Annotated in this window: 22 protein-coding genes, 1 tRNA gene and 1 pseudogene; 14 read left to right on the top strand and 10 right to left on the bottom strand. The window is 65.3% G+C overall.

Translation table 11 applies throughout. The features are described from left to right. Positions 1–38: 38 nt before the first annotated feature. Together DM818_RS00165 and udk are read left to right on the top strand one after the other, a co-directional pair. On the top strand, positions 39–1676 hold the full coding sequence (locus tag DM818_RS00165) for a tRNA uridine(34) 5-carboxymethylaminomethyl modification radical SAM/GNAT enzyme Elp3 (protein ID WP_075936252.1): 1638 nt from the start codon (positions 39–41) through the stop codon (positions 1674–1676). Positions 1677–2384: 708 nt separating this feature from the next. Further along, on the top strand, positions 2385–3014 hold the full coding sequence (udk, locus tag DM818_RS00160; RefSeq protein WP_075936253.1) for a uridine kinase: 630 nt from the start codon (positions 2385–2387) through the stop codon (positions 3012–3014). Here udk and DM818_RS00155 read toward each other — a convergent pair. After that, on the bottom strand, positions 3011–3325 hold the full coding sequence (locus DM818_RS00155) for a DUF5785 family protein (RefSeq protein WP_075936254.1): 315 nt from the start codon (positions 3323–3325) through the stop codon (positions 3011–3013). The two genes, udk and DM818_RS00155, sit on opposite strands and share 4 nt — an antisense overlap. A gap of 91 nt (positions 3326–3416) precedes the next feature. Here DM818_RS00155 and DM818_RS00150 point away from each other — a divergent pair, with 91 nt between their 5' ends. Further along, a complete protein-coding gene (locus tag DM818_RS00150; RefSeq protein ID WP_075936255.1) occupies positions 3417–4157 on the top strand; it encodes a competence/damage-inducible protein A in 741 nt (246 codons plus the stop codon). A 4-nt stretch (positions 4158–4161) separates the two neighbouring features. Here the strand turns inward: DM818_RS00150 and DM818_RS00145 are convergent. Both DM818_RS00145 and DM818_RS00140 read right to left on the bottom strand, forming a co-directional pair. Then, positions 4162–4245, bottom strand: a tRNA-Ser gene (locus DM818_RS00145). Between the two features lie 40 nt (positions 4246–4285). Next, a complete protein-coding gene (locus DM818_RS00140; RefSeq protein WP_075936256.1) occupies positions 4286–5026 on the bottom strand; it encodes a hypothetical protein in 741 nt (246 codons plus the stop codon). A gap of 59 nt (positions 5027–5085) precedes the next feature. On the opposite strand from DM818_RS00140, the gene DM818_RS00135 reads away from it, so the two are divergent. After that, positions 5086–5295, top strand: coding sequence for a hypothetical protein (locus DM818_RS00135; RefSeq protein ID WP_075936257.1), 210 nt, complete (start codon positions 5086–5088; stop codon positions 5293–5295). Here DM818_RS00135 and aroC read toward each other — a convergent pair whose 3' ends face one another. Together aroC and aroA are read right to left on the bottom strand one after the other, a co-directional pair. Beyond that, positions 5296–6519: a chorismate synthase gene (aroC, locus tag DM818_RS00130; protein WP_075936258.1), complete on the bottom strand. Its 1224-nt coding sequence runs from the start codon at positions 6517–6519 to the stop codon at positions 5296–5298. A gap of 162 nt (positions 6520–6681) precedes the next feature. Further along, complete coding sequence (aroA, locus tag DM818_RS00125) at positions 6682–7965, bottom strand: 3-phosphoshikimate 1-carboxyvinyltransferase (RefSeq protein WP_075936259.1); 1284 nt, start codon at positions 7963–7965, stop codon at positions 6682–6684. An 89-nt stretch (positions 7966–8054) separates the two neighbouring features. Between aroA and DM818_RS00120 the strand changes: the two genes are divergently transcribed. Genes DM818_RS00120 through DM818_RS00095 form a run of 6 tightly spaced genes read left to right on the top strand, consistent with a single transcriptional unit; the run spans position 8055 to position 13326 of the window. Beyond that, positions 8055–9227, top strand: a complete 1173-nt coding sequence (locus DM818_RS00120) for a M24 family metallopeptidase (RefSeq protein ID WP_075936260.1) — start codon at positions 8055–8057, stop codon at positions 9225–9227. Positions 9228–9267: 40 nt separating this feature from the next. Then, positions 9268–9984 (top strand): NAD(P)-binding domain-containing protein, encoded by a 717-nt coding sequence (locus DM818_RS00115; protein ID WP_075936261.1) that lies wholly within the window; start codon positions 9268–9270, stop codon positions 9982–9984. After that, positions 9981–11372 (top strand): small ribosomal subunit Rsm22 family protein, encoded by a 1392-nt coding sequence (locus DM818_RS00110; RefSeq protein WP_075936262.1) that lies wholly within the window; start codon positions 9981–9983, stop codon positions 11370–11372. The genes DM818_RS00115 and DM818_RS00110 overlap by 4 nt, the downstream gene beginning before the upstream one ends. Before the next feature lie 37 nt (positions 11373–11409). After that, positions 11410–12192, top strand: a complete 783-nt coding sequence (surE, locus tag DM818_RS00105; protein WP_123124048.1) for a 5'/3'-nucleotidase SurE — start codon at positions 11410–11412, stop codon at positions 12190–12192. 48 nt (positions 12193–12240) lie between these two features. Then, on the top strand, positions 12241–12918 hold the full coding sequence (locus DM818_RS00100; RefSeq protein WP_123124049.1) for a carbonic anhydrase: 678 nt from the start codon (positions 12241–12243) through the stop codon (positions 12916–12918). A 9-nt stretch (positions 12919–12927) separates the two neighbouring features. Further along, entirely contained in the window at positions 12928–13326 is a 399-nt protein-coding gene (locus DM818_RS00095; RefSeq protein ID WP_197738595.1) for a hypothetical protein, read from the top strand. 14 nt (positions 13327–13340) lie between these two features. On the opposite strand, the gene DM818_RS00090 is transcribed toward DM818_RS00095, so the two are convergent. Then, complete coding sequence (locus tag DM818_RS00090; protein WP_075936265.1) at positions 13341–13598, bottom strand: hypothetical protein; 258 nt, start codon at positions 13596–13598, stop codon at positions 13341–13343. 453 nt (positions 13599–14051) lie between these two features. Here DM818_RS00090 and DM818_RS00085 point away from each other — a divergent pair, with 453 nt between their 5' ends. From DM818_RS00085 to DM818_RS00075, 3 genes are all read left to right on the top strand, one after another. Next, complete coding sequence (locus tag DM818_RS00085; protein WP_123124051.1) at positions 14052–14951, top strand: acyltransferase; 900 nt, start codon at positions 14052–14054, stop codon at positions 14949–14951. 51 nt (positions 14952–15002) lie between these two features. Continuing rightward, positions 15003–15518: a PAS domain-containing protein gene (locus DM818_RS00080; RefSeq protein ID WP_123124052.1), complete on the top strand. Its 516-nt coding sequence runs from the start codon at positions 15003–15005 to the stop codon at positions 15516–15518. A 71-nt stretch (positions 15519–15589) separates the two neighbouring features. Further along, positions 15590–16561, top strand: a complete 972-nt coding sequence (locus tag DM818_RS00075; protein WP_123124053.1) for a calcium/sodium antiporter — start codon at positions 15590–15592, stop codon at positions 16559–16561. Positions 16562–16797: 236 nt separating this feature from the next. Here DM818_RS00075 and DM818_RS15115 read toward each other — a convergent pair whose 3' ends face one another. Continuing rightward, the gene (locus DM818_RS15115; protein WP_233571946.1) at positions 16798–16908 is read right to left on the bottom strand and encodes a hypothetical protein; all 111 of its coding nucleotides are present in this window, start codon (positions 16906–16908) and stop codon (positions 16798–16800) included. Positions 16909–16963: 55 nt separating this feature from the next. Then, positions 16964–17125, bottom strand: a complete 162-nt coding sequence (locus DM818_RS15110; RefSeq protein ID WP_233571947.1) for a hypothetical protein — start codon at positions 17123–17125, stop codon at positions 16964–16966. On the opposite strand from DM818_RS15110, the pseudogene DM818_RS15105 reads away from it, so the two are divergent. Next, positions 17106–17417, top strand: a pseudogene (locus DM818_RS15105) (ParA family protein); the annotation flags it as partial. The gene DM818_RS15110 and the pseudogene DM818_RS15105 sit on opposite strands and share 20 nt — an antisense overlap. Positions 17418–17646: 229 nt before the next feature. On the opposite strand, the gene DM818_RS00065 reads toward DM818_RS15105, so the two are convergent. Both DM818_RS00065 and DM818_RS00060 read right to left on the bottom strand, forming a co-directional pair. Then, the gene (locus DM818_RS00065) at positions 17647–18636 is read right to left on the bottom strand and encodes a DUF3179 domain-containing (seleno)protein (protein ID WP_123124054.1); all 990 of its coding nucleotides are present in this window, start codon (positions 18634–18636) and stop codon (positions 17647–17649) included. A gap of 117 nt (positions 18637–18753) precedes the next feature. Further along, positions 18754–19680 (bottom strand): hypothetical protein, encoded by a 927-nt coding sequence (locus DM818_RS00060; RefSeq protein WP_075936271.1) that lies wholly within the window; start codon positions 19678–19680, stop codon positions 18754–18756. Positions 19681–19797 lie beyond the last annotated feature (117 nt).

Raw genomic sequence — 19797 nt, 5'->3', positions numbered from 1 at the left:
CCGTGTGACACTTGCCGGTGGATAGCCAAGCGGGGGTAATGAGTACCGAGGCGGAACCGTTCGAGCAGGTGTGTCGCCACCTCGCCGAGCGCGTGCTCGCGGGTGAACTGGAGAAAGACGACATCGAGAGCGCGAAGCTCGACGCCTGCTCGAAGTTCGGCGCGGACTCCGTGCCGAAACACGCGGACATCCTCGATGCCGCACCGGACGGGAAGCGCGAGGACCTCGAAGCCGTGCTCCAGCGCAAGCCGGTGCGCACCGCGTCGGGCGTCTCGCCAGTGGCCGTGATGACCTCCCCGCACACCTGCCCGCACGGGAAGTGTCTCTACTGTCCGGGGGGACCGGCCTCGGAGTTCGATTCGAGCCAGAGCTACACCGGCCACGAGCCGGCGGCGGCCCGCGGTGTTCAGAACGATTACGACCCCTACGGGATGGTGACGCTCCGCCTGAACCAGCTTCGCCAAATCGGCCACCCCGTCGACAAGGTGGAACTCATCGTGATGGGCGGGACGATGACCGCCCGGAGCCACGACTACCAGGAGTGGTTCGTGAAGCGGTGTCTGGAGGCGATGAACGAGTTCGACCCGACGGCGGAGCCGAACCCCTCCGAGACGGAGTCGTTCGCGCAAGACGACTACCCGTTCCGGTATCTGGAGGACGTGATTGCGGAAAACGAGACGGCGGCCGTCCGCAACATCGGCACGACGTTCGAGACCAAGCCCGACTGGTGTGACCCCGAGCAGATCGACCGGATGCTCGATTTGGGCGGGACGAAGGTGGAGGTCGGGGTGCAGACGACCTACGAGCGCGTCAACCGCGAGATGCACCGCGGCCACGGCGTGCAGGCGAGCATCGACGCCAACCGTCGGCTCCGCGACGCCGGATTCAAAGTCGGCTTCCACATGATGCCCGGCCAGCCCGGCATGTCGAAGGAGATGTGTCTGGAGGACTTCCGCCGCATCTTCGAACACGCCGACTGGAAGCCGGATTACCTGAAGATTTACCCGACGCTCGTCGTCCGCGACACGCTCACCTACGACATGTGGCGACGCGGCGAGTACGAACCGCTGACGAACGACGAGGCCGCCGAGTTGGTCGCGGAAATCAAGTCGATGGTGCCCCGGTACACCCGGCTCCAGCGCGTCCAGCGCGACATCCCGGCCGACCACATCGACGCCGGCGTCTGGAAGTCGAATCTCCGCCAGCTCGCGTGGAAGGAGATGGAGAAACACGGCTGGGAGTGTGAGTGTATCCGGTGTCGCGAGGCCGGCATGAACGACGAGACGCCCGAGAACATCGAGCTTCGCGTCCAGACGTACGAGGCCGGCGGCGGCACGGAACACTTCATCTCCGTCGAGGACTTCGAGAAGGACCTGCTGGTCGGGTTCTGTCGGCTCCGGTTCCCGAACGACCCCGTTCGCCGCGAGCTACAGGACGGCGCAATCGTTCGGGAGCTTCACGTCTACGGCAGCGAGGTCGGGGTCGGTAAATCTGAGAGCGACGACACCCACCAGCACAGCGGCTACGGGAAGCAGTTGCTCGCCCGCGCCGAGAAGCTGGCTCGCGATGCCGGCTACGAGAAGCTCTCCGTGATTTCGGGGATTGGCGTTCGCCAGTACTACCGCGAGAAGCTGGGTTACTATCAGGACGGCCCGTACGTCAGTACCCGACTCTGAACGTTCTGATTGCTTTGACTGCTGTGTGGTGAACTGTCCGAGTTCTTCGAGCGCGTCGCTTGCTGGATGTTGCTACGTCGGTGAGCACATCTTGAAAGCCCCGGGCGTGTCGCGGTCTTGCCGGCGGTTGCACCGCCGGCTGCCTGGGAGAGCGTCGCTCTCCCTCTGTCCCCGTGACATATCGGTCGCTCGCGGTGCTCGCTCCTGATAGAGGTCACGGACCCGACCGAACACGCGCGACACGCCCGCCCCTTTCTGCCCCACTCACAGCAACAGCCCACACACCTCCCCAACCGATTCGCTCACTGCATTCGCTCGTCCACTGTCAGAGCACGCTCTGACAAGCCGTCGCTCGGTGCCCTCGCGACGACAGGCGCGCACGAGGCGCGCCGGCTCACGCCAACCGCACAGGCAACCGTGGCGGTGGCCTACCGCACCGCGCCCGTGGCGCGTGTGCGGTGTGGGGAAAGGTTGGGAGAGCGGCCGGAGGCCGCGGGCTAGCGAGCGGGAGCGTAGCGACACGCGAGCGTGCGGTTGCGGTGCTGTTTCCCCGGTGCCAAGCAATGAGGGTGGTCGCGGTACCGTCGAAATCGGAGCAAACAGTGCGGTCCCGAAGCCAAGCAACGAGCGTGGTCGCGGTGCTGTCGAATTCATACCAAACAGCGCGAAATCCACACGCTCATCACGACCAACACAGAATAAGGGACAATGCCAGTGCCGTCACTCGTTATCGGAATCGCCGGGGGGACCGGCGCGGGGAAGACGACCATCGCCCACGAAATCACGTCGGGCGTCGACTCCGTCACGCTCGTCCCGCTCGACAACTACTACGCCGACCGGTCGGGCACGCCGATGGCCGAACGCGAACAGATCAACTACGACCACCCCGACGCCTTCGACTGGGAACTCCTCCGCGAGCACCTGCTCGCGCTGTGTGAGGGCCGAACAATCGAGATGCCCGAATACGACTTCTCGATTCACAACCGCACGGACGAGACGACGACGGTCGACCCCGGCGACGTGGTGATGGTCGAGGGAATCCTCACGCTGCACGACGAGACGGTCCGCGAGCTGTTGGATATCAATCTCTACGTCGAGACCGACGCGGACGTGCGCATCATCCGGCGGATTCGCCGCGACGTCATCGAGCGCGGGCGGGAACTCGACGGCGTCATCTCGCAGTATCTCTCGACGGTGAAGCCGATGCACGAGCAGTTCGTCGAGCCGACGAAGAAGGAAGCCGACCTCATCATCCCCGAGGGGGCAAACGACACGGCAGTCGGATTACTTCGCGAGCAGGTCCACGGCGTCGTCGGTGGCGAGGAACGACCCTTCTAGGCGGTCTGGTCTTCGCCGACGAACGGGTTGTACTTCCAGTGTGGCGAGTCGCGCAGCCCCTGCCCGATGCACTTGTGGAAGTGAAGGAGGTCGTCGAAGGTGTCCTCCTCGACGTACTCGAACACGTCGGCAAGCGAGACGACGGTCTCGTGGTCCATCCGGACCGGGTCGTCGCCGTACTCCTCGACGAACTCGGACTTCTGGAGCGGGAACGACTCGTCTTCGTCGATCTTCTTGACGATGACGGCGTGTCCGAACTTTCGCATCCCTTCGCTTCCTTCCTCCCCGTCGGGGTCGTGCGGCCAGTCCATACCGAAGGTGGGGCCAGCGGTCGCAAAAGCGTTTTCGTCCACCCCGGCGCGGGGAGAGACCCCTTTTGTCGCTCCCTCTGCGAATGTGGGTATGGACGTAGCCCTACTCACCGTCGGCGACGAGATTCTCGCCGGCGACACGACGAACACGAACGCCGCGTGGCTCGCCAACGAGATTACGACACGCGGCGCGACCGTCAGGCGAATCCTCACCGTCCCCGACGACCACGACACCATCGCGCGCTGGACCCGCCAGTTCCGCGAGGAGTACGACGCCGTCGTCGTCACCGGCGGTCTCGGCGGTACCCCCGACGACGTGACGATGGTCGCCGTCGCCGACGGGCTCGGGCGCGAGCGCGAGCTGTTCGAGGACGTGCGCGACGGACTGCTCGCCAAGAGCGAGGCGTTCCGCGATGCGAATCCGGACCTGGCCAGCGAGTACGAGTTCGACATGGACTTCGAGGACAGCGCCTCGCTCCCGGCCGGTGCGCGCCCGCTCGTCACCGACGCGGGCTGGGCCCCCGGCTGTGCCGTCGACGGCGTCTACGTCCTCCCGGGCATCCCGGACGAGATGAAGGCGATGTTCGAACTCGTGGCCGACGAGTTCGACGGTGACACCGACTCCCGGACGCTGTACACGCCGACTCCAGAGGGCGCGATGGGTGACGTGCTCACCGAGGTGCGGGAGAAGTTCGACACCGAGGTCGGGAGCTATCCGGCGGACCCGGACACCCCGAACCGGCTGAAGGTCGTCGGCGAGGACGAAGCTGAAATCGAGCGGACGGTCGCGTGGCTCCGCGAGCGCGTCGAGACGGTTCCGGAACCGGAGTAGAAGACGGTGGGACTGGGATTTGAACCCAGGAATCCGTGAGGATACCGGTTTTCAAGACCGGCGCAATAGGCCGCTCTGCCATCCCACCACACCCGTCGGTATCAGACGAGGGGGTTTCGACCTTTCGGTTAGTCCAGCCGGAGGCCGCCGTCGGCGTCGACGAACAGCCCGACCTCGTCGAGCCACGCGGCGGTCGACTCGGGGACGCGACTGCCCGCGCGCTGGCGCGTCCGAATCGTCGTGACCGCGTTCGCGAGGTCAGCGGCCGTCTCCACGACCGGGAGATACGCGAGGAAATCCACGTCGTTGCCCATATCGAGCGTGCGGTCGGTGAGCGACTCGACCGCCGGCGCGTCGTACGCGCCCTGGAAGTCGATTTCCTCACGGAAGGCGGCGTAGTACACCCGGCCGTCGGTCGTCGGACCGAGAACCGTCTCGGTCGTGCGAATCTTCATCGCTGCGGCGTCCACCTGCTGGCGCGCGGTGAAGACGGCTTCGGGCGTGAGGATGCCGACCGACTGCACCTCCTCGGCGTCGAGCAGGTGGCTCGCGGTGTTGCCCGCGCGGCCGGCGAACGTCTCGCCGACCTGTCGCTCGAAGCGGGCGTCGTCCACGACCGATGAGACGACCTCGCGAATCTCGGTTTCGGCCGTTCCATCGCCGCGACGGTGGGACTCTGGAAGCGATTCGTCGGGCCGGAAGTTCACGAGCAGGTCCCCACCGCTCGTCGTAATCGTCCGAACCACGTCGCGTGTCATCGCGGCGTAGAGGTCTCCACACTGCTCTGGCGACAGCGGCGTCGCCTCGGCGATGTCGGGTACGACGAGTCCCGGTCGAGGCGGGTCGACGAGAACCGCGATAGTTGTCATACCGGCAGGAGACGCGGCGTCACCTTGAGCTTTTTATCTCGGGGGCGACGAGAAGAGGTATGAACGGAGAACGCCCGCTCATTGCGCTACTCGGAGCCGGTATCGTCGTGCTCGTCGTCGGCTCGCTCACCGTCCTCGCTCGCAACACCCTCGGGATGTTTCCGACACAGGCCGGTGCGGTCGTCGGACTGCTCATCCTGTCGCTGCTCGTCGGTTCCGTCCTCGGCATGAGAGGTCGCGAGTGGCTCCGCAATCCGGGCTACTGGTAGTTACTCGTCGACGGACTCCGCGCTCGTCGCGGCGTCGTCGGGGTCTTCCTGTGGCGACGACGGGTGATACGCCGTCTCGTACTCGCCCGGCTGGCCGTCGAGCCGATCGGGGTTGATGCGACCGCCCAGCAGCATGAAGTCGAGCACCGTACAGTAGAGCATCGCTTCCACGACCGGGACCGCACGCGGCGGCAGCGACGGGTCGTGGCGGCCGACGACCTGTACGTCCTTCTCCTCTCCGCTCTCCCAGTCGACGGTGCGCTGTTCCTTCGGAATCGAGGTCGGCGCGTGCCACGTCGCCTCGCCGTAAATCGGCTCGCCGGTCGTGATACCGCCCTGTAGCCCGCCGTGGTCGTTGCCGACCGGAACCGGGTCGCCCTTCTCGCTCACCACGTCGTCGCGGCTTCCGTCGTCGAACTCCCAGTCCTCGTTGCGGTCGCTCCCGCGCACGCTCGCGGTCTCTTTCCCCTGGCCGTACTCGACGGCGGTCGTTGCTGGAATCGAGAACATCGCCTGGCCGAGCCGCGCCGGGAACGAATCGAACCGGGGCGCACCCAGCCCGCGTGGCACGCCGCGCGCCTCGAAGTAGATGGAGCCGCCGATGGAGTCGCCCTCCTGCTGGTAGCGGTCGATGGCCTCGCGCATCTCCTCGGCCGTGTCGGGGTCTGCACACCGAACCTCGTTCGTCTCGCTGTGTTCGAGAATCTGCTCGAAGCTCACTTCCGGGGCTTCGATATCGCCGATGCGGTTGACGTGGGCCTTGATTTCGACATCGTGCTCCGACTGGTCCAGCACGGCCTTCGCGACCGCGCCGGCCGCGACCCAGTTCACCGTCTCTCGCGCAGACGACCGACCGCCGCCGCCCCAGTTTCGCGTGCCGAACTTCGAGGAGTAGGTGTAGTCGCCGTGGCTCGGGCGGGGAGCCGTCACGAACGGCTCGTACTTGCCGGAGCGGGCGTCCTTGTTCTGGATGACCATCCCGATTGGCGTGCCCGTCGTGTACCCCTCTAGCGTCCCGGAGTTGATGGTGACCTCGTCCGGTTCGCCACGGGAGGTGGTAATCATCGACTGGCCGGGTTTCCGGCGGTCGAGGTCTTCCTGAATCTGCTCCTCGTCGAGTTCGACGCCGGCGGGACAGCCGGAGACGGTCACACCCATCGCGTCCCCGTGGCTCTCGCCGTACGTCGTGAACTGGAAGAGCCGCCCGAAGCGATTGCCGTTCATTACCACGAAGTCGGGCGTGCGCCCATTTGAACCTTGCAATAGAGGCGAGCGTTCAAATAGCAGGCCGGGACCACCGGCGTCATGCGCTGGTGAACTGCCCCGGTCGACCGAGGCGGGTGCGTGACGACTCGGCCGGGACCCGCGGCCGTCACCTGTGTGCCCCTACTCGCGAACGTCGACGCCCAGCGACCGCAGCGTCTCGAAGTAGCCCGGAAACGAGACGTCGACGTGGTCGCTTCCCTCGACCGTCACCGGCCCGGCGACGAGTCCGACGAGCGAGAGCGCCATGATGATGCGGTGGTCGTCGTGTCCGGCGACCGTCCCGCCGGTCAGCGACGATTCGCCGCCGTGAATCGTGAGCACGTCCTGCTGTTCCTCGACCGACGCACCGAGCGTCGTTAGCTCGTCGGCCATCGCGCTCACGCGGTCCGTCTCCTTGTAGCGGACGTGCTCGCAGTTCACGATGCGCGTCGTCTCGTCAGCGACCGCGCCGAGCGCCGCAATCGTCGGCAGCAGGTCCGGCGTATCGCCCACGTCGACCTCGACACCCGACAGCGCCGACTGCTCGACGCGAATCTCGCCCGCGTCGCGGTCCCAATCGAGCGTCGCGCCCATCTCGTCGAGAATCGAGACGATGGCCGAATCTCCCTGCGCGCTCGGCTCGGCTCCCTCGACGAGCAGGCCGTCCTCGTCGGCAGCGAGCGCCCCAGCAGCGAGCAGATACGACATCGACGAGAAGTCGCCCGGCACGGCGTACGTCCCTGCCTCGGTCGCGTACTGCTGGCCGCCGGGCACGCGAAAGCCGTCGTCCGTCCGGTGCGTCTCGATGTCGAACGCGTCGAGCAACTCCAGCGTTATCTCGACGTACGGCGCTGACTTCAGTTCCGTCGTCAGCTCGATGTCGATACCCTCCTCGGTCACCGCGCCAGCCATCAACAGCGCAGTGATGTACTGTGAGGACACGTCGCCGGGAATCGCGACCTCGCCGCCGTCGATGTTTCCACCAACGACGAGCGGTGCCTGTCCGTTCCCGCGCGTCGACTCCGCCCGTCCACCGAGGTCACCGAGCGCGTCAAGGAGTGGCCCCTGCGGGCGCGACCGGAGCGACCCGTCCCCCGTGAGGACGGTCAATCCGTCGGCAAGCGATGCGGTTGCCGTCGTCAGCCGCATCGTCGTCCCGGAGTTCGCACAGTCGATAACGTCGTCGGGGACCTCCGGCCTGCCGTCGAACCCCTCGACCACGACCTGCGATTCGCCGCGGGTAACCGTCCCGCCGTAGGCTTCGACAGCCCGTGCCGTTGCCCGTGTGTCTGCCGAGTCGAGCGGGTTCGTGACGGTCGTCTCGCCCGCATAGCCGGCAGCCAGTATCGCCCGGTGCGTGTAGCTCTTCGACGGCGGCGCGCGGACGACCCCGTCGACCGTGGACGGGTGAATCGTGCGTTGCATACTCCGTCTCGCTCGGGGGGACTAATCAGCCTGCCGACCCCGACCACGCGGGCGGTAGGCATTTGCCTCGGGGCGTCCGATTCCGGAACATGGACCCCGACTTCACCGACCTCGACGAGTATCTCGACGAACACGACCTCGACGGCTATCTCGTCGTGGCAGACGAAAGCGACGCGAACCAGCGGTACCTCTCCGGGTTCACCGCGCCGGATCCGTTCACGACGCTGTACGACGGCGAGGTACATCTCCTCGTGAGCTCGCTCGAGTACGGCCGCGCAGAGCGCGAGGCCCGCGCCGCGACCGTCGAACGCACCGCAGACTACGATTATCGGGCGAAGGTACAGGAGCATGGTGCCTCGGAGGCCGGCCACCGCATCCGCACGGAGTTCTGTGACACCTATGACGTGGAGTCCGTCGCCACGCCATCTGATTTCCCGGTCGGGCTGGCCGACGGCCTCCGCGAGCAGGGCATCTCGGTCGCGCCCGACGAGGACGACGTGATACAGGAGATTCGCGCGGTCAAACACGAGGAAGAACTCGAGCACATGCGAACGGCCCAGCGCGCCAACGAGCGCGCGATGGCGACCGCCGAGTCGCTCATCGCCGACGCGGAGGTTGCCGACGACGGCACGCTCATCTACGAGGGCGAGACGCTCACCAGCGAGCGCGTCACCGAGGAAATCGAAGTGTCGCTCATCCGTGAGGGCCACGCGCTGGATACGACCATCGTCGCCTGCGGTGCCGACGCCGCCGACCCACACGACCGCGGCTCCGGACCGCTACGCGCGAACGAGTCAATCGTCATCGACATCTTCCCGCGCTCGAAGGCCACCGGCTACTACGCCGACATGACCCGGACCTTCGTGAAGGGTGAACCCTCCGACACCATCCGGGAGTGGTACGACATCACGCAGGAGGCGAAGGAGGCGGCCCTTGACACGCTCGAAGCGGGTGTCTCCGGCAGTGACGTACACGACGCGGTCTGTGACGTGTATCAGGACAACGGTATTCCGACGCTCCGTGACGACCCCGAGACGAGCACCGGGTTCATCCACACGACCGGCCACGGCGTCGGGCTCGACATCCACGAGTTCCCGCGCGTCTCCACGACGGAGAACGAACTCGAAGCCGGGATGGTGGTCACCATCGAACCGGGCGTTTACGACCCCGAATTCGGCGGCGTCCGCATCGAGGACATCGTCATCGTCCGCGAGGACGGCTACGAGAACTACACCGAGTATCCCGAACAACTCGTCCTGTAGCGAACGAACGGCTTTTGCGCCGCTCGGCGCAACCGCGTGTATGAACGTTCTCGTCGTCGGAGCCGGGGCGATGGGTCGGTGGCTCGCGGAGCGACTCGCCGCGACACACACCGTCGCCGTCACCGACACCGACACCGACCGCGCCGACGCCGTCGCCGCCGACCTCGGAGTCGGCACCGACACCGGCGGCTCGTACGACCTCCTCGCCTTCGCCGTCCCGATGTCGGCAATCGAGCCGGCGGCCCGCGAGTATGCCGGCCGCGCCGACGCCGTCATCGACGTGACCGGCGAGATGCGCGACACGCTCGCCGCACTGCGCGACTCGTTCCCCGACGCAGCGCGCGTCTCGACGCATCCGCTGTTCGCACCCGATAACGAACCCGGAACTATCGCCGTCGTCGAGGACGCCCCCGACGACCGGACGACCGCAGCGCTCGACGCGCTCACGGCTGCAGGCAACGAACTCTACGAGACGACCGCGAGCGAACACGACGAGGCGATGGAGACGGTACAGGCGAAGACCCACGCCGCCGTCCTCGCCTTCGCGCTCGCGGCCGACGAGGTGCCGGAACCGTTCCACACGCCCATCTCCGGACCGCTGTCGGAGCTCTCGGACGCCGTTACGTCGGGCGACCCGACCGTCTACGCCGAGATTCAGCGCCGCTTTGACGGAGCCGAGGAGGTGGCCGCGGCGGCCGAGCGCGTCGCGTCCGACCCCGACTCGCTTGCCGACCTGTTCTCGGAGGTGGCGGAATGACGGACAAACGCCAGTCCGTGCGGGACAACGCCCGATATCTTCGTGAGGTGCGCCCCATCGACCCCGAGGAGATCTGGGAGTACGTCGACGGCCAACCGCATCCGGCTGTCGTCCGCCAGATTCTGCGCGAATCGACCGTCGAACTCGGGGTCCGCGAGCGCGACGACGGCACGTTCGTCCCCGTCGAGGAGGAGCCGCTGTCGGTCACGTTCACCGGCGTCGACTCGTTCCCGTTCGAGTACGGCACCGTGCTCGAGGAGTTGCTCGTCGATGCGTACGGTCGCGGCTGGCCCGACGGCGAGAGCGGCGACTCGCTACGGGAGACGATTCGCGACATGAAAACGGAGTACTTCGCGGGAAGCCCGGTCGAGTACGACCGCCAGACCGCACTCGCGTACGCGCTGTATCACCTCCCCGACAACTACGCCGTCGTCCAGTACGTGCTCTCGCGGCTCGCCGACGCCGACCTGCTCTCGACCCGGCTTCGAGTTCTGGACGTTGGTGCTGGCGTCGGCGGCCCGATGCTTGGTATCCACGATCTCCTCCCCGAGGAGACGCTCGTGGAGTATCACGCCGTCGAGCCGTCCGCCGCGGCCGACGTGTTCGAGCGCGTCGCCGAGGAGACGCGCACCGGCTTCGACGTGACGCTCCACCGCGAGACGGCCGAGGCGTTCACGCCCGAGGGTGAGTTCGACGTGGTGTTGTTCGCGAACGTGCTCTCGGAGCTGGCCGACCCGGCTGCCGTCGCCGGTCGCTACATGGAGTCGGTCGCGCCCGACGGCTCGCTCGTGGGGATTGCGCCGGCCGACCGCGAGGCAGCTATCGGGCTGCGCGAGACCGAGCGCGCGCTCGAACGCGACGGCTACGGCGTCTGGGGGCCGCAGGTTCGACTCTGGGAGAACGCCCGCCCGACCGACCGCGGCTGGAGCTTCGACGTGCGTCCGGACCTCGACGTGCCGGCGTTCCAGCAGGCGCTCGACGCCGCGGCCGGCCGCGAGGGTGAGTTCGTCAACGTCGACGTACAGTACGCCTTCTCGGTGGTTCGCCACGACGACGCACAGATGGTGGATATCGCCCTCGATACGGGCCGGTTCGCCCGCTTCGCGGAGAGCGAGTCGCACGTCTCCAACCGCGTCGACTGCGTCGCGCTCAAGCTCTCTCACGACCTGAGCGACGGCGGCAACCCACTGTACAAGGTGAGCGACGGCTCCGAGTCGACCGACCACTACGCCGTCCTCACCCGGGAGTCGATGTTGAACGCCGACCTCTCGCGGGCCGACTACGGCGACCCGCTGGTGTTCGAGAACGCGCTCCTGTTGTGGAACGACGACGAGGAGTCGTACAATCTGGTCGTCGACGACGAGACGGTCGTCGACCGCGCCGGATAGTCGGGTACCCTTTTCCGTTCGGCCCCGAACGGCCAGCATGGACGTACTCCTCACGAACGACGACGGCATCGACGCCGCCGGACTCGGCGTTCTCTACCGCACGCTCGACGCGATGGACGACGTGACCGTCACGGCCGTCGCTCCCGTCGACGACCAGTCCGCCGTCGGCCGCGCGCTCAACCACGAGGTCGATATCCGCACCCACGAGTACGGCTACGCCGTCGAAGGGACGCCGACCGACTGCGTCGTTGCGGCGCTTGGCGCACTCGATATCGACCCGGACATCGTCGTCTCCGGCTGCAACCGGGGCGCGAACCTCGGCGAGTACGTGCTCGGTCGCTCCGGCACGGTCTCCGCTGCCGTCGAGGCCGCGTTCTTCGACGTGCCCGCAATCGCCGTCTCGCTGTACGTCCCCCTGTCGGAGGACTTCGTCTTCGCAGAGACGGAGACGCCCGCGAGCGCCTACGCCCTCGCCGCCGACACGACCGAGTATCTCGTCGCTAACACGCTCGATTCCGGCGTCTTCGAACACGCCGACTACCTCAACGTCAACTGTCCGGTCGCGGAGCAGGCCCCGACCGAGATGGTCGTCACGCGGCCGAGCCACACCTACGACATGGACGCCGAACGCGACGGCGACACCATCCACATCAAAGACCGCATCTGGAAGCGCATGGCCGACGGCGACATCCCCGACGCCGAAGGGACCGACCGCCGCACCGTCGTCGACGGAAAAGTGTCGGTTTCCCCGCTCACCGCTCCCCACACCACCGAGTTTCACCCCGGTCTCGACGCGCTGGCCGCCGAGTTCGACGGCTAAGATTGCCGGTTCTCGGAGAGCCAACTACACCCCTGGCGTAGCGCCGGCATGAGTACCCTCGCCTCGCTGCTCGCCGGCAACCGGGAGCACACGAAACGCGTGGCCGGCTCCTTCGGCCACTTGCAGGAGGGCCAACAGCCGGACGCCGTCACCGTCTGCTGTTCCGACTCGCGCGTGCTCCAGGCCGACGCCTTCGGCACCGACCAGCCGGGGGAGGTGTTCACCGTCGGCAACATCGGGAATCGCGTCGTCCAAGTCCACGACGGCGCGACCGTCGTCTCGGGTGACGTGTTGTATCCGCTCGTTCACACCGACACGAAGACGGCCGTCGTCCTCGGGCACACCGGCTGTGGAGCCGTCACCGCGACGTACGACGCTCTCGCCGGTGACGTATCCGAGCCGCCGGGCATCGAACACTGCATCGACCTGCTCGCCCCCCGACTGGAGGCGGGCGTTGAACGTCTCCCGCACGACCTCGACCGCGCTGCCGCCATCGACCGGCTGGTCGAGTACAACGTCGACGCACAGATTTCGGCACTCTCCGACAGCCCACACGTCTCCGAGGACGTAACCCTCGCCGGCTGTGTGTACGACTTCCAGGACCGCTACGGGGGCGACCGCGGGGAGGTCCACGTCATCAACGTCGACGGCGAGCGCAACTCCGAGACCATCCGCGAGACGCACCCCGAAATTGCTTCCCGCGTGAACCGCTACTGGGACTACTGAGTGATTTTCGTGCCACCACACACCCCATCAGGGTCGACCAGACGAACCCTTCTGCTCGGGGGCGCGGCGCTCGCGTCCGCGCTCGCGGGCTGTTCCTCGACCCGAGACCCCGGACGACTCGACCTCACGGTCAGCAACGACACTGCCGACCCGGTCGACGCACGGGTGACCGTCACCGGGCCGGACGGCGAAACCTACGAGGAGGAGACGGACCGAATCGACGCCGGCGTCGCTCGGGCGTTCGAGGTCGTCGTCGGCGAGAGCGGTCGCCACGAACTCACGGTCACGGGCGACGACTGGTCGGGGTCGCTCGCGTGGAACGCCGACGACTGTCTGCTGTACGACGGGCAGGTGCGAGTCACCGAGACGGCGGTCGAGACTGCCGGCGAGTGTATCGACTCACGATAACGAGGATGCTGCGCTCAGACGCCGACGCTCGGATGCGTCGCTGTGTCTCTCTCCGTCAGCGCCCTCGTTCCGGCGTCGGTGAGGATGTACTCCTGGGGGTGACGGTTGGTCACGGTCAGGTAGCCGTCCCGAACGAGCATCGCGAGGTGATACTGGAGTCGCTGCGTGTGTGGCGCCCGCTCTCTGATGTCTTCGAGCCGTCCGCGCCGCTGCAGTTGGGCGATGGCCCCCAACAGTCGGCGTCCGGTCGAGGACAGCTCCTCACGTGCCACGCTACCTACTACCATGCGTGGAATATAGACCCGTCGCATACGCACGTAACATCCAGACACGGCCGCGCCGCTCGTCGGTGTTGGGAAAGACGGGGTAGGGAAGACAGCGGCACACCCACGTGGAAACCACGTAGGCTGAAAGGTGGCTGTCCAACCGTGCCGTCAGTTTACTGTTGGTCCCCGACGCCGTAAAACCCCTCCGACACTCGACTGTACGAGCCAGCCGTGATTATCCCCCAGCGCGCCCTATCGAGTCGCTGGCTACTCCTGGATGAGTTCAAATAACTGTATGTTCACACAGATATACGGCAGAAACTGATACGAAACATATGCGTACCGCCAAAGCACTTATCGGATATTAGTCATAGAAGGAGATATGAGAGCGGATGTCCGGATAGTGGGCTGGACCGAGTCACAAACTGCTGTCGTCGCGAGCGCGGGGGCGACCCACGAATGACGAAGCGGCACGTCGAGGTGCCGCCCGCGGTACAGGCGACAATCGACGAGACCGTCGAGTACGTCGACCGACGGCTCTCTGCGGGAGACACCGCCGCGGCGGTCGGAGAGATTCTCGCCGACTTGTACGACGACACGGAGACGTACGAGCGGTATCTCTCCGGGGAGTCGCTCCCGCCGATGACGCGGATGCGCGTCGAGAGCTACAACCCCGAACACGCGCTCATCGAGACGGAGCGCTGGGCAGAACAGGAGCTGTCGGCGCTTCAGGAGGCGAAGTGTCTCCGCTATCTCTGGAACGGCTTCGACCAGTCGCCGCTGGCGAACAACCTCGCCTTCGCGCTTCCGTTCCGGCAGGTGCTCGCCGACCACCTCTTTGCCGAGGCCGGCGACGGGCTCCGGCTCTTCGGCGGTATCAAGATTCAGTGCGGTCACAACATCGAGATGGGCGACAACGCGGTCGTCCACAACAACGTGTTGCTCGACGACCGGGGGAAGCTCACCATCGGCGACCGCGTCTCCGTCGCCGACGAGGCGCACATACACACCCACAACCACGACACCGTCGACCAGACGGACGTGACGAACTACGAGACGATACTGGCCGACGACGTGCGACTCGGCTACGGGGCCATGATAACGGCCGGCTGTCGCATCGGCGAGAACGCGATGGTCGGCTCCGGCTCCACGACGCTCGGTGACGTGCCCGCCCACCACATCGCCACCGGCACGCCGGCAAAGAGCGTGAAGGTCAAACCCGGCTGGGAACCCGTCGCCGAGGAAATCGGCCCGCTCACCGACAACCGCGAGCAGCGCGCCCTCCCGAGTGAGTACCCCGACTCGCTGGAGGAGTTCGACGAGTTCGGCCGGACGCTCTCACCGCCCGGCGAGAGCTGACGATATCGACAACCGACAGCCCCTTTCTCGTCGCCCACCGACACGCGTGTGATGATCGACCGAGCGGCGCTCCGTGAGCTACTCACCAGCGAGCCGGCGACCTTCGCCGCCGCCGCGACCGAGTACGTCGCCTCGGTCGAGCCGTACGAGTCGTTCGACCCCGACGCCGTCCCCGTTCCCACCGACGAACTCCTCGACCGCGAGCGACGGCTGCTCTGGAAGGCGTGGGTGCTCGACGACGCCCCCTTCGGCGTGGTACTGTCCGGTGCCGCCTACGAGGATAATCCGATTCTCTACGCGAACCGCTACTTCCGGGAGCTATCGGGTTATGACCTCGATGCTCTCGTCGGGGAAAACCCCCGATTTCTCCAGGGGCCAGACACCGAACCCGACCCCCTCGAACGACTCCACGAGGCTCTCCGGACGTGGGAGCCGGCGACCGTCGAGCTGTGGAACTACCGACAGGACGGCGAGCGGTTCCGGAATCGCGTCTCGCTCGTGCCGGTTCCCGACGACGCCGGTACCGTCACCCATTGGTTCGGGATTCAAGAGCGGCTTGACGGGTGAGACGATAGCGTCGGGTACACGTGTGGACGAGTACCAAACATTGATTGGTCGCTGCCTGGTCTCTACGTGCGATGGTACAAGGTGGGCCAGTCGTCCAACTCGGCGTCATCGTCCTCTCGATACTCGGGCTGTGGGTCGGAGCGCGGCTGCTGGTCGACGCCGTCGTCCGACTGGCGCGCCGGTTCGGGCTCTCGGATTTGACTATCGGGCTCACCATCGTCGCGATGGGCACCTCCACGCCGGAGCTGTCGGTCTCGGTCGATGCCGCGCTCAAGGGAATCGGCGATATCGCGGTCGCGAACGTGCTCGGCTCGAACATCTACAATCTGGCCTTCATCCTCGGGGTGGTCTCGCTGTTGCGCGTGATACCGATTCAGAAGTCGCTGCTCCACCGCGACGGACTCGCGTTACTCGCAGCCACGGCCGTCGGCGGTATCGCCCTCGCCGACCTCCAGGTCACGCGACTGGAGGGCGTCGTGCTGGTGGGGCTGTTCGCCGGCTACACCGCCTATCTGCTCCGCACTAATCGCCCGGAGCCGTCGGCGGCCGACGACTCGGCCGACACCCCGAGCCTGACCCGTGCGGTCACCGAGCAGGTCAGCTTCCGCGGCCGCGACGTCGCGCTCCTCGTCGGCGGGCTGGCGGTGGTGTTGGTGAGCGGCGACTTCATGGTGGTCGCTGCCTCCGAACTCGCGCGCGGCGCCGGCATCTCCGAGTGGGTCATCGGCGGCACTATCGTCGCGGCCGGCACCTCGACCCCGGAGTTTGCCGTCTCGCTCGTCGCCATCCAGCGGGGGAGTCTCGGCGTCTCGGTCGGCAACGTCGTCGGGAGCAACATCTACAACGTCACCGGAATACTCGGCGTTGCGGCCGTCGTGCGTCCACTCGCGGTGAGTGGCGTGGCACTGGAGACGTTCGCGTGGCTGGCTGTCGTCTCCCTGCTCATGGTCGCTGCGCTCTGGACCGGTCGGGTGTTGTCGCGGCTGGAGGGTGGGCTGTTCACCGCCTCAGAAATCGTACGGTGGGTGCTCGGAATCCGGTAGCTACCGGCTCTCGCGCTGTTCGACTTTGTTCAGCTCGATGAGATCCGTTACGGAGTCCTGTGAAAAATAGCGGCGTTTTAGATTTGATGGTGCCGAAATCAGCCGTCCTAGGCCTCAGAACCCAACCGGATGTAAACAGAGAGCGATGGTGAGCATAACTTCGTTGTTGAGTTCCTCAAACGAGGACTGATTGTGCGCTCATGCACGCAAATACGCACAGGACAGGGCGGAGGCTATCACATAGCCAGAGCGTTCCCGTTCACTCTGAGCCATTCACGACGATCTTCGTAGTCGGGGAGAAGAGCACCGACCGTATTCCGGAACGCGTCGACGTGTTCTCCATGCACTGAGTGGGCTAATTCGTGAACGATGGCATAATCTTGGATTCGAAAGGTACCAAAATCAACCGCCAACTGAGACGAACCGTTTCATCGTCGTACTCACCCACCGGTCATCAATTTCTCCGACCCATACGGGCACGTCATCGAGTCCGAGCCGTGAGTCGAATCGTGACACGCGGGTCCGGAGCGCCTCCTCAGCACGCTTGCTGAACCAGTCAACCACTACCGCGAATCTCGCCGTCGCACACGCCCGCGCCGGCCTGGACGTGCTCGTGGTCCCATTGGACCCACAGGACGGCGGCTTGAGCCGTCTCCTTGGGGCGGATCTGGACCGCAGTGAACCAGTTGATACCCTCGTTCGACACATGAGTCGTCGACCGAAGGGGGAGTTCCACGACCTCATCAGGACTGCAGAACACGACATAGACATCGTTTCGGAACACAACATGCTGGCCGATCTTAACGAGTGTCTCCAGCGCGAGGCCGATCAAGCAGAGCCAATGGGCGAAATCTTCCGAAGCAACTGTGGCCACTGCGGACCCTGAGGCAATCACTGAGCAGTTTCGCGAATGGGGCCAGGACATCAGCTAATGCCCCTGGATTTGAACGAAACTATCTATCGTGCAACGCGGTGGAAATTACCACAAATATCCGCTCAGGGCATTTCCGGCGGCATACGCGATTCTGTGCAGATTGTGAGCGGACAGAAGACACTACCACAACCTGAGATGCACTCCAGAGGAGTCAGTTGAGTCCGTAAAAGCTCTCTCGGCCGTGGTCATCTTGCCACGCGAACGCGTAAAGACGGCGGGCTGGAAGCCGTGTCAACTGCCGGCCGTCGCTGCTTTCTCCGGTCGCGAGGTTCCACGACACACCGTCGCCGTACAGCGTCTCGTCGCGAAATTCGAACTGGCCGCCTGGATGCGCGAAGGCGTGAATATTATCGCCACTACTGACGATGAGCACGCTGCGTCCACCGACGGAATCAGAGACGACACCGCCTTCCGATTGAATCATGGGCAGCGGGTACCCCACCGCGTCGCCATCGTGGACAATGCCCAGTACCGTCGTTTTCGCGCTGATGTCGTCTCTGTCCCACGTCCGTTCCGGTCCTTCGCCACGCATCGCTCGCAGGCCGAATGCCTCCTTCGACTCGTATCGCTCGTATGGCGTCATGTCGTACGCCGTTTTGGGCGAGCCCTCCCGCGGGTCGCGCTCGCCGCCGTACACAGGCTGTAGCACGATGCCATCCGGATACGCCTCGCGGAACTGGTGCCATGGCATCATGGACGCAGGGACGACCGGCAGTGACTCCCCGTCGAGCGGCCCAGTGATGGCTTCTCCGAGCGGTTGTTTCCACTCCGATTCGGTCTCCTGGTCGTACATCACGAGCGCGTCGTCAGCGAGCTTTCCGGAGGTACCGAACGTCAGTACCTGCCCACCCGCCGCGCGGACGTAGACAATGCCGCTGGCACAGATGGGACACCACGTAACCGCGATTGGAAGCTGCTCGTCGGAGGCGTCTGAAGATGTGAACGTACCGGAGTGGAAGCTTCCATCGAGTACGTCGTTGACGATTTCGTGATAGCTGAGGATGCGAACCGGATACGCGCGTGGCGGATCGCTTCCAACGACGATGACGTCATCGTCGTCGTCACCGAAGTACGACGCGCCAAACGACGGCTCGTCGATACTCGGAATCGAATCTTGCGGAAGCACGTCCTGGATATCCATATGCAGCACACGATTGGCGTGTGTATAACCGCTGGGTCCCCTGCTTGGCGGACCGAAACGGACTGCAATGCGAGGAACGCAGACGCCGCGATTGCACGGCGGGCGTGGTTCGGAGGATTACTCCTCGACGACGAACTGCCCGGCTGCCCGTGTCCTGATTGTCACCGTCGCCACGCGGACGGTGAATGCCGCCAACAGGAAGAACGGCGACAGCGCGAAGATGATGAGCACCGTCGTAATGTCGTGCGTCTCGGGGATGATACTGCTGTGTAGGAGCACGAACGACGCCATCAGAATCACCGGAAGTGAGAGATACAGGAGCTGTTTCGAGAGGCGTGCGAACTCGCGGCTGAGATACAGGGTCTTGAAATACTCGCGTGCGGTGGCGAAGTGTCGGAGCAACGCGAGCATCCGTTCGATTCGCTCGCGCTCCGCGTCGGTCAGGTCATCACCGTACTGGCTCCGGAAGCGCCGTAGGCCGTTTGCAAGTCGGCTGTACTCGTAGCTCAGCGTCGCTAACACCAGATCGAGGGACGTGGTTGCATCTTCCAGTTGGCTGTTGACGCGCTCGGTTTGCTCGCTGATTTCGGCGACGAACTCCTTCACGTCAGCATCGACATCCACGTTATCAGCGCCACCGTTCCTGAGTGTCTGCGCCTCCGAGAGAATCGCGCCGGTGAGCAGTTGGAGAAACCGAACCGGCTCAGACGGGCTAATCGGTTCATCGACGAGCTCCTCGAACTCGTTTCGGAACTCACCGACAGCCTCGATCCGCTCAGCCTGCTGGTCGAGTGGCGTCTGTTCCTGACTCGTGTACAGTGAGTTAACCGAGACGACGATAGAGACGAGCAGGAGATCGCCACTCAGGAACGTCGTTACCAGCGGAATAGAGCCCTGAATACTGTGGTCGGGCGTGATCACCTGCGAGAGCAGAATGTGCCCGATTGGCCCGAGGAGCAGATATGCGACGATGAGCCCGACAGCGGTCACGGTGAGCCGTGACCCATCAAAGAGGACCCAGCGACGGAGGCGATCCGTGAGCATCACCCGTCAGTAAGAAGACCGCCAGTGTAAGTGGCTCGTATACTGTCGTGGGAACGCTCGTCGATTTATTCAACCGCCAAGGGCTGAGCGCAGACTATCCCTCTACGTGACCAGAGG

This window comes from Halosegnis longus, from assembly GCF_009663395.1.
GTDB classification, from domain to species: Archaea; Halobacteriota; Halobacteria; order Halobacteriales; family Haloarculaceae; genus Halosegnis; species Halosegnis longus.
Note: the sequence above shows the minus strand (reverse complement) of the source record. Positions and strands in the feature narration are given on the sequence as shown.

Coding starts and splice junctions, on each gene's coding strand:
- DM818_RS00165 (WP_075936252.1), top strand. CDS start 39: ATGAGTACCGAGGCGGAACCGTTCGAGCAGGTGTGTCGCCACCTCGCC.
- udk (WP_075936253.1), top strand. CDS start 2,385: ATGCCAGTGCCGTCACTCGTTATCGGAATCGCCGGGGGGACCGGCGCG.
- DM818_RS00155 (WP_075936254.1), bottom strand. CDS start 3,325: ATGGACTGGCCGCACGACCCCGACGGGGAGGAAGGAAGCGAAGGGATG.
- DM818_RS00150 (WP_075936255.1), top strand. CDS start 3,417: ATGGACGTAGCCCTACTCACCGTCGGCGACGAGATTCTCGCCGGCGAC.
- DM818_RS00140 (WP_075936256.1), bottom strand. CDS start 5,026: ATGACAACTATCGCGGTTCTCGTCGACCCGCCTCGACCGGGACTCGTC.
- DM818_RS00135 (WP_075936257.1), top strand. CDS start 5,086: ATGAACGGAGAACGCCCGCTCATTGCGCTACTCGGAGCCGGTATCGTC.
- aroC (WP_075936258.1), bottom strand. CDS start 6,519: ATGAACGGCAATCGCTTCGGGCGGCTCTTCCAGTTCACGACGTACGGC.
- aroA (WP_075936259.1), bottom strand. CDS start 7,965: ATGCAACGCACGATTCACCCGTCCACGGTCGACGGGGTCGTCCGCGCG.
- DM818_RS00120 (WP_075936260.1), top strand. CDS start 8,055: ATGGACCCCGACTTCACCGACCTCGACGAGTATCTCGACGAACACGAC.
- DM818_RS00115 (WP_075936261.1), top strand. CDS start 9,268: ATGAACGTTCTCGTCGTCGGAGCCGGGGCGATGGGTCGGTGGCTCGCG.
- DM818_RS00110 (WP_075936262.1), top strand. CDS start 9,981: ATGACGGACAAACGCCAGTCCGTGCGGGACAACGCCCGATATCTTCGT.
- surE (WP_123124048.1), top strand. CDS start 11,410: ATGGACGTACTCCTCACGAACGACGACGGCATCGACGCCGCCGGACTC.
- DM818_RS00100 (WP_123124049.1), top strand. CDS start 12,241: ATGAGTACCCTCGCCTCGCTGCTCGCCGGCAACCGGGAGCACACGAAA.
- DM818_RS00085 (WP_123124051.1), top strand. CDS start 14,052: ATGACGAAGCGGCACGTCGAGGTGCCGCCCGCGGTACAGGCGACAATC.
- DM818_RS00080 (WP_123124052.1), top strand. CDS start 15,003: ATGATCGACCGAGCGGCGCTCCGTGAGCTACTCACCAGCGAGCCGGCG.
- DM818_RS00075 (WP_123124053.1), top strand. CDS start 15,590: ATGGTACAAGGTGGGCCAGTCGTCCAACTCGGCGTCATCGTCCTCTCG.
- DM818_RS00065 (WP_123124054.1), bottom strand. CDS start 18,636: ATGGATATCCAGGACGTGCTTCCGCAAGATTCGATTCCGAGTATCGAC.
- DM818_RS00060 (WP_075936271.1), bottom strand. CDS start 19,680: ATGCTCACGGATCGCCTCCGTCGCTGGGTCCTCTTTGATGGGTCACGG.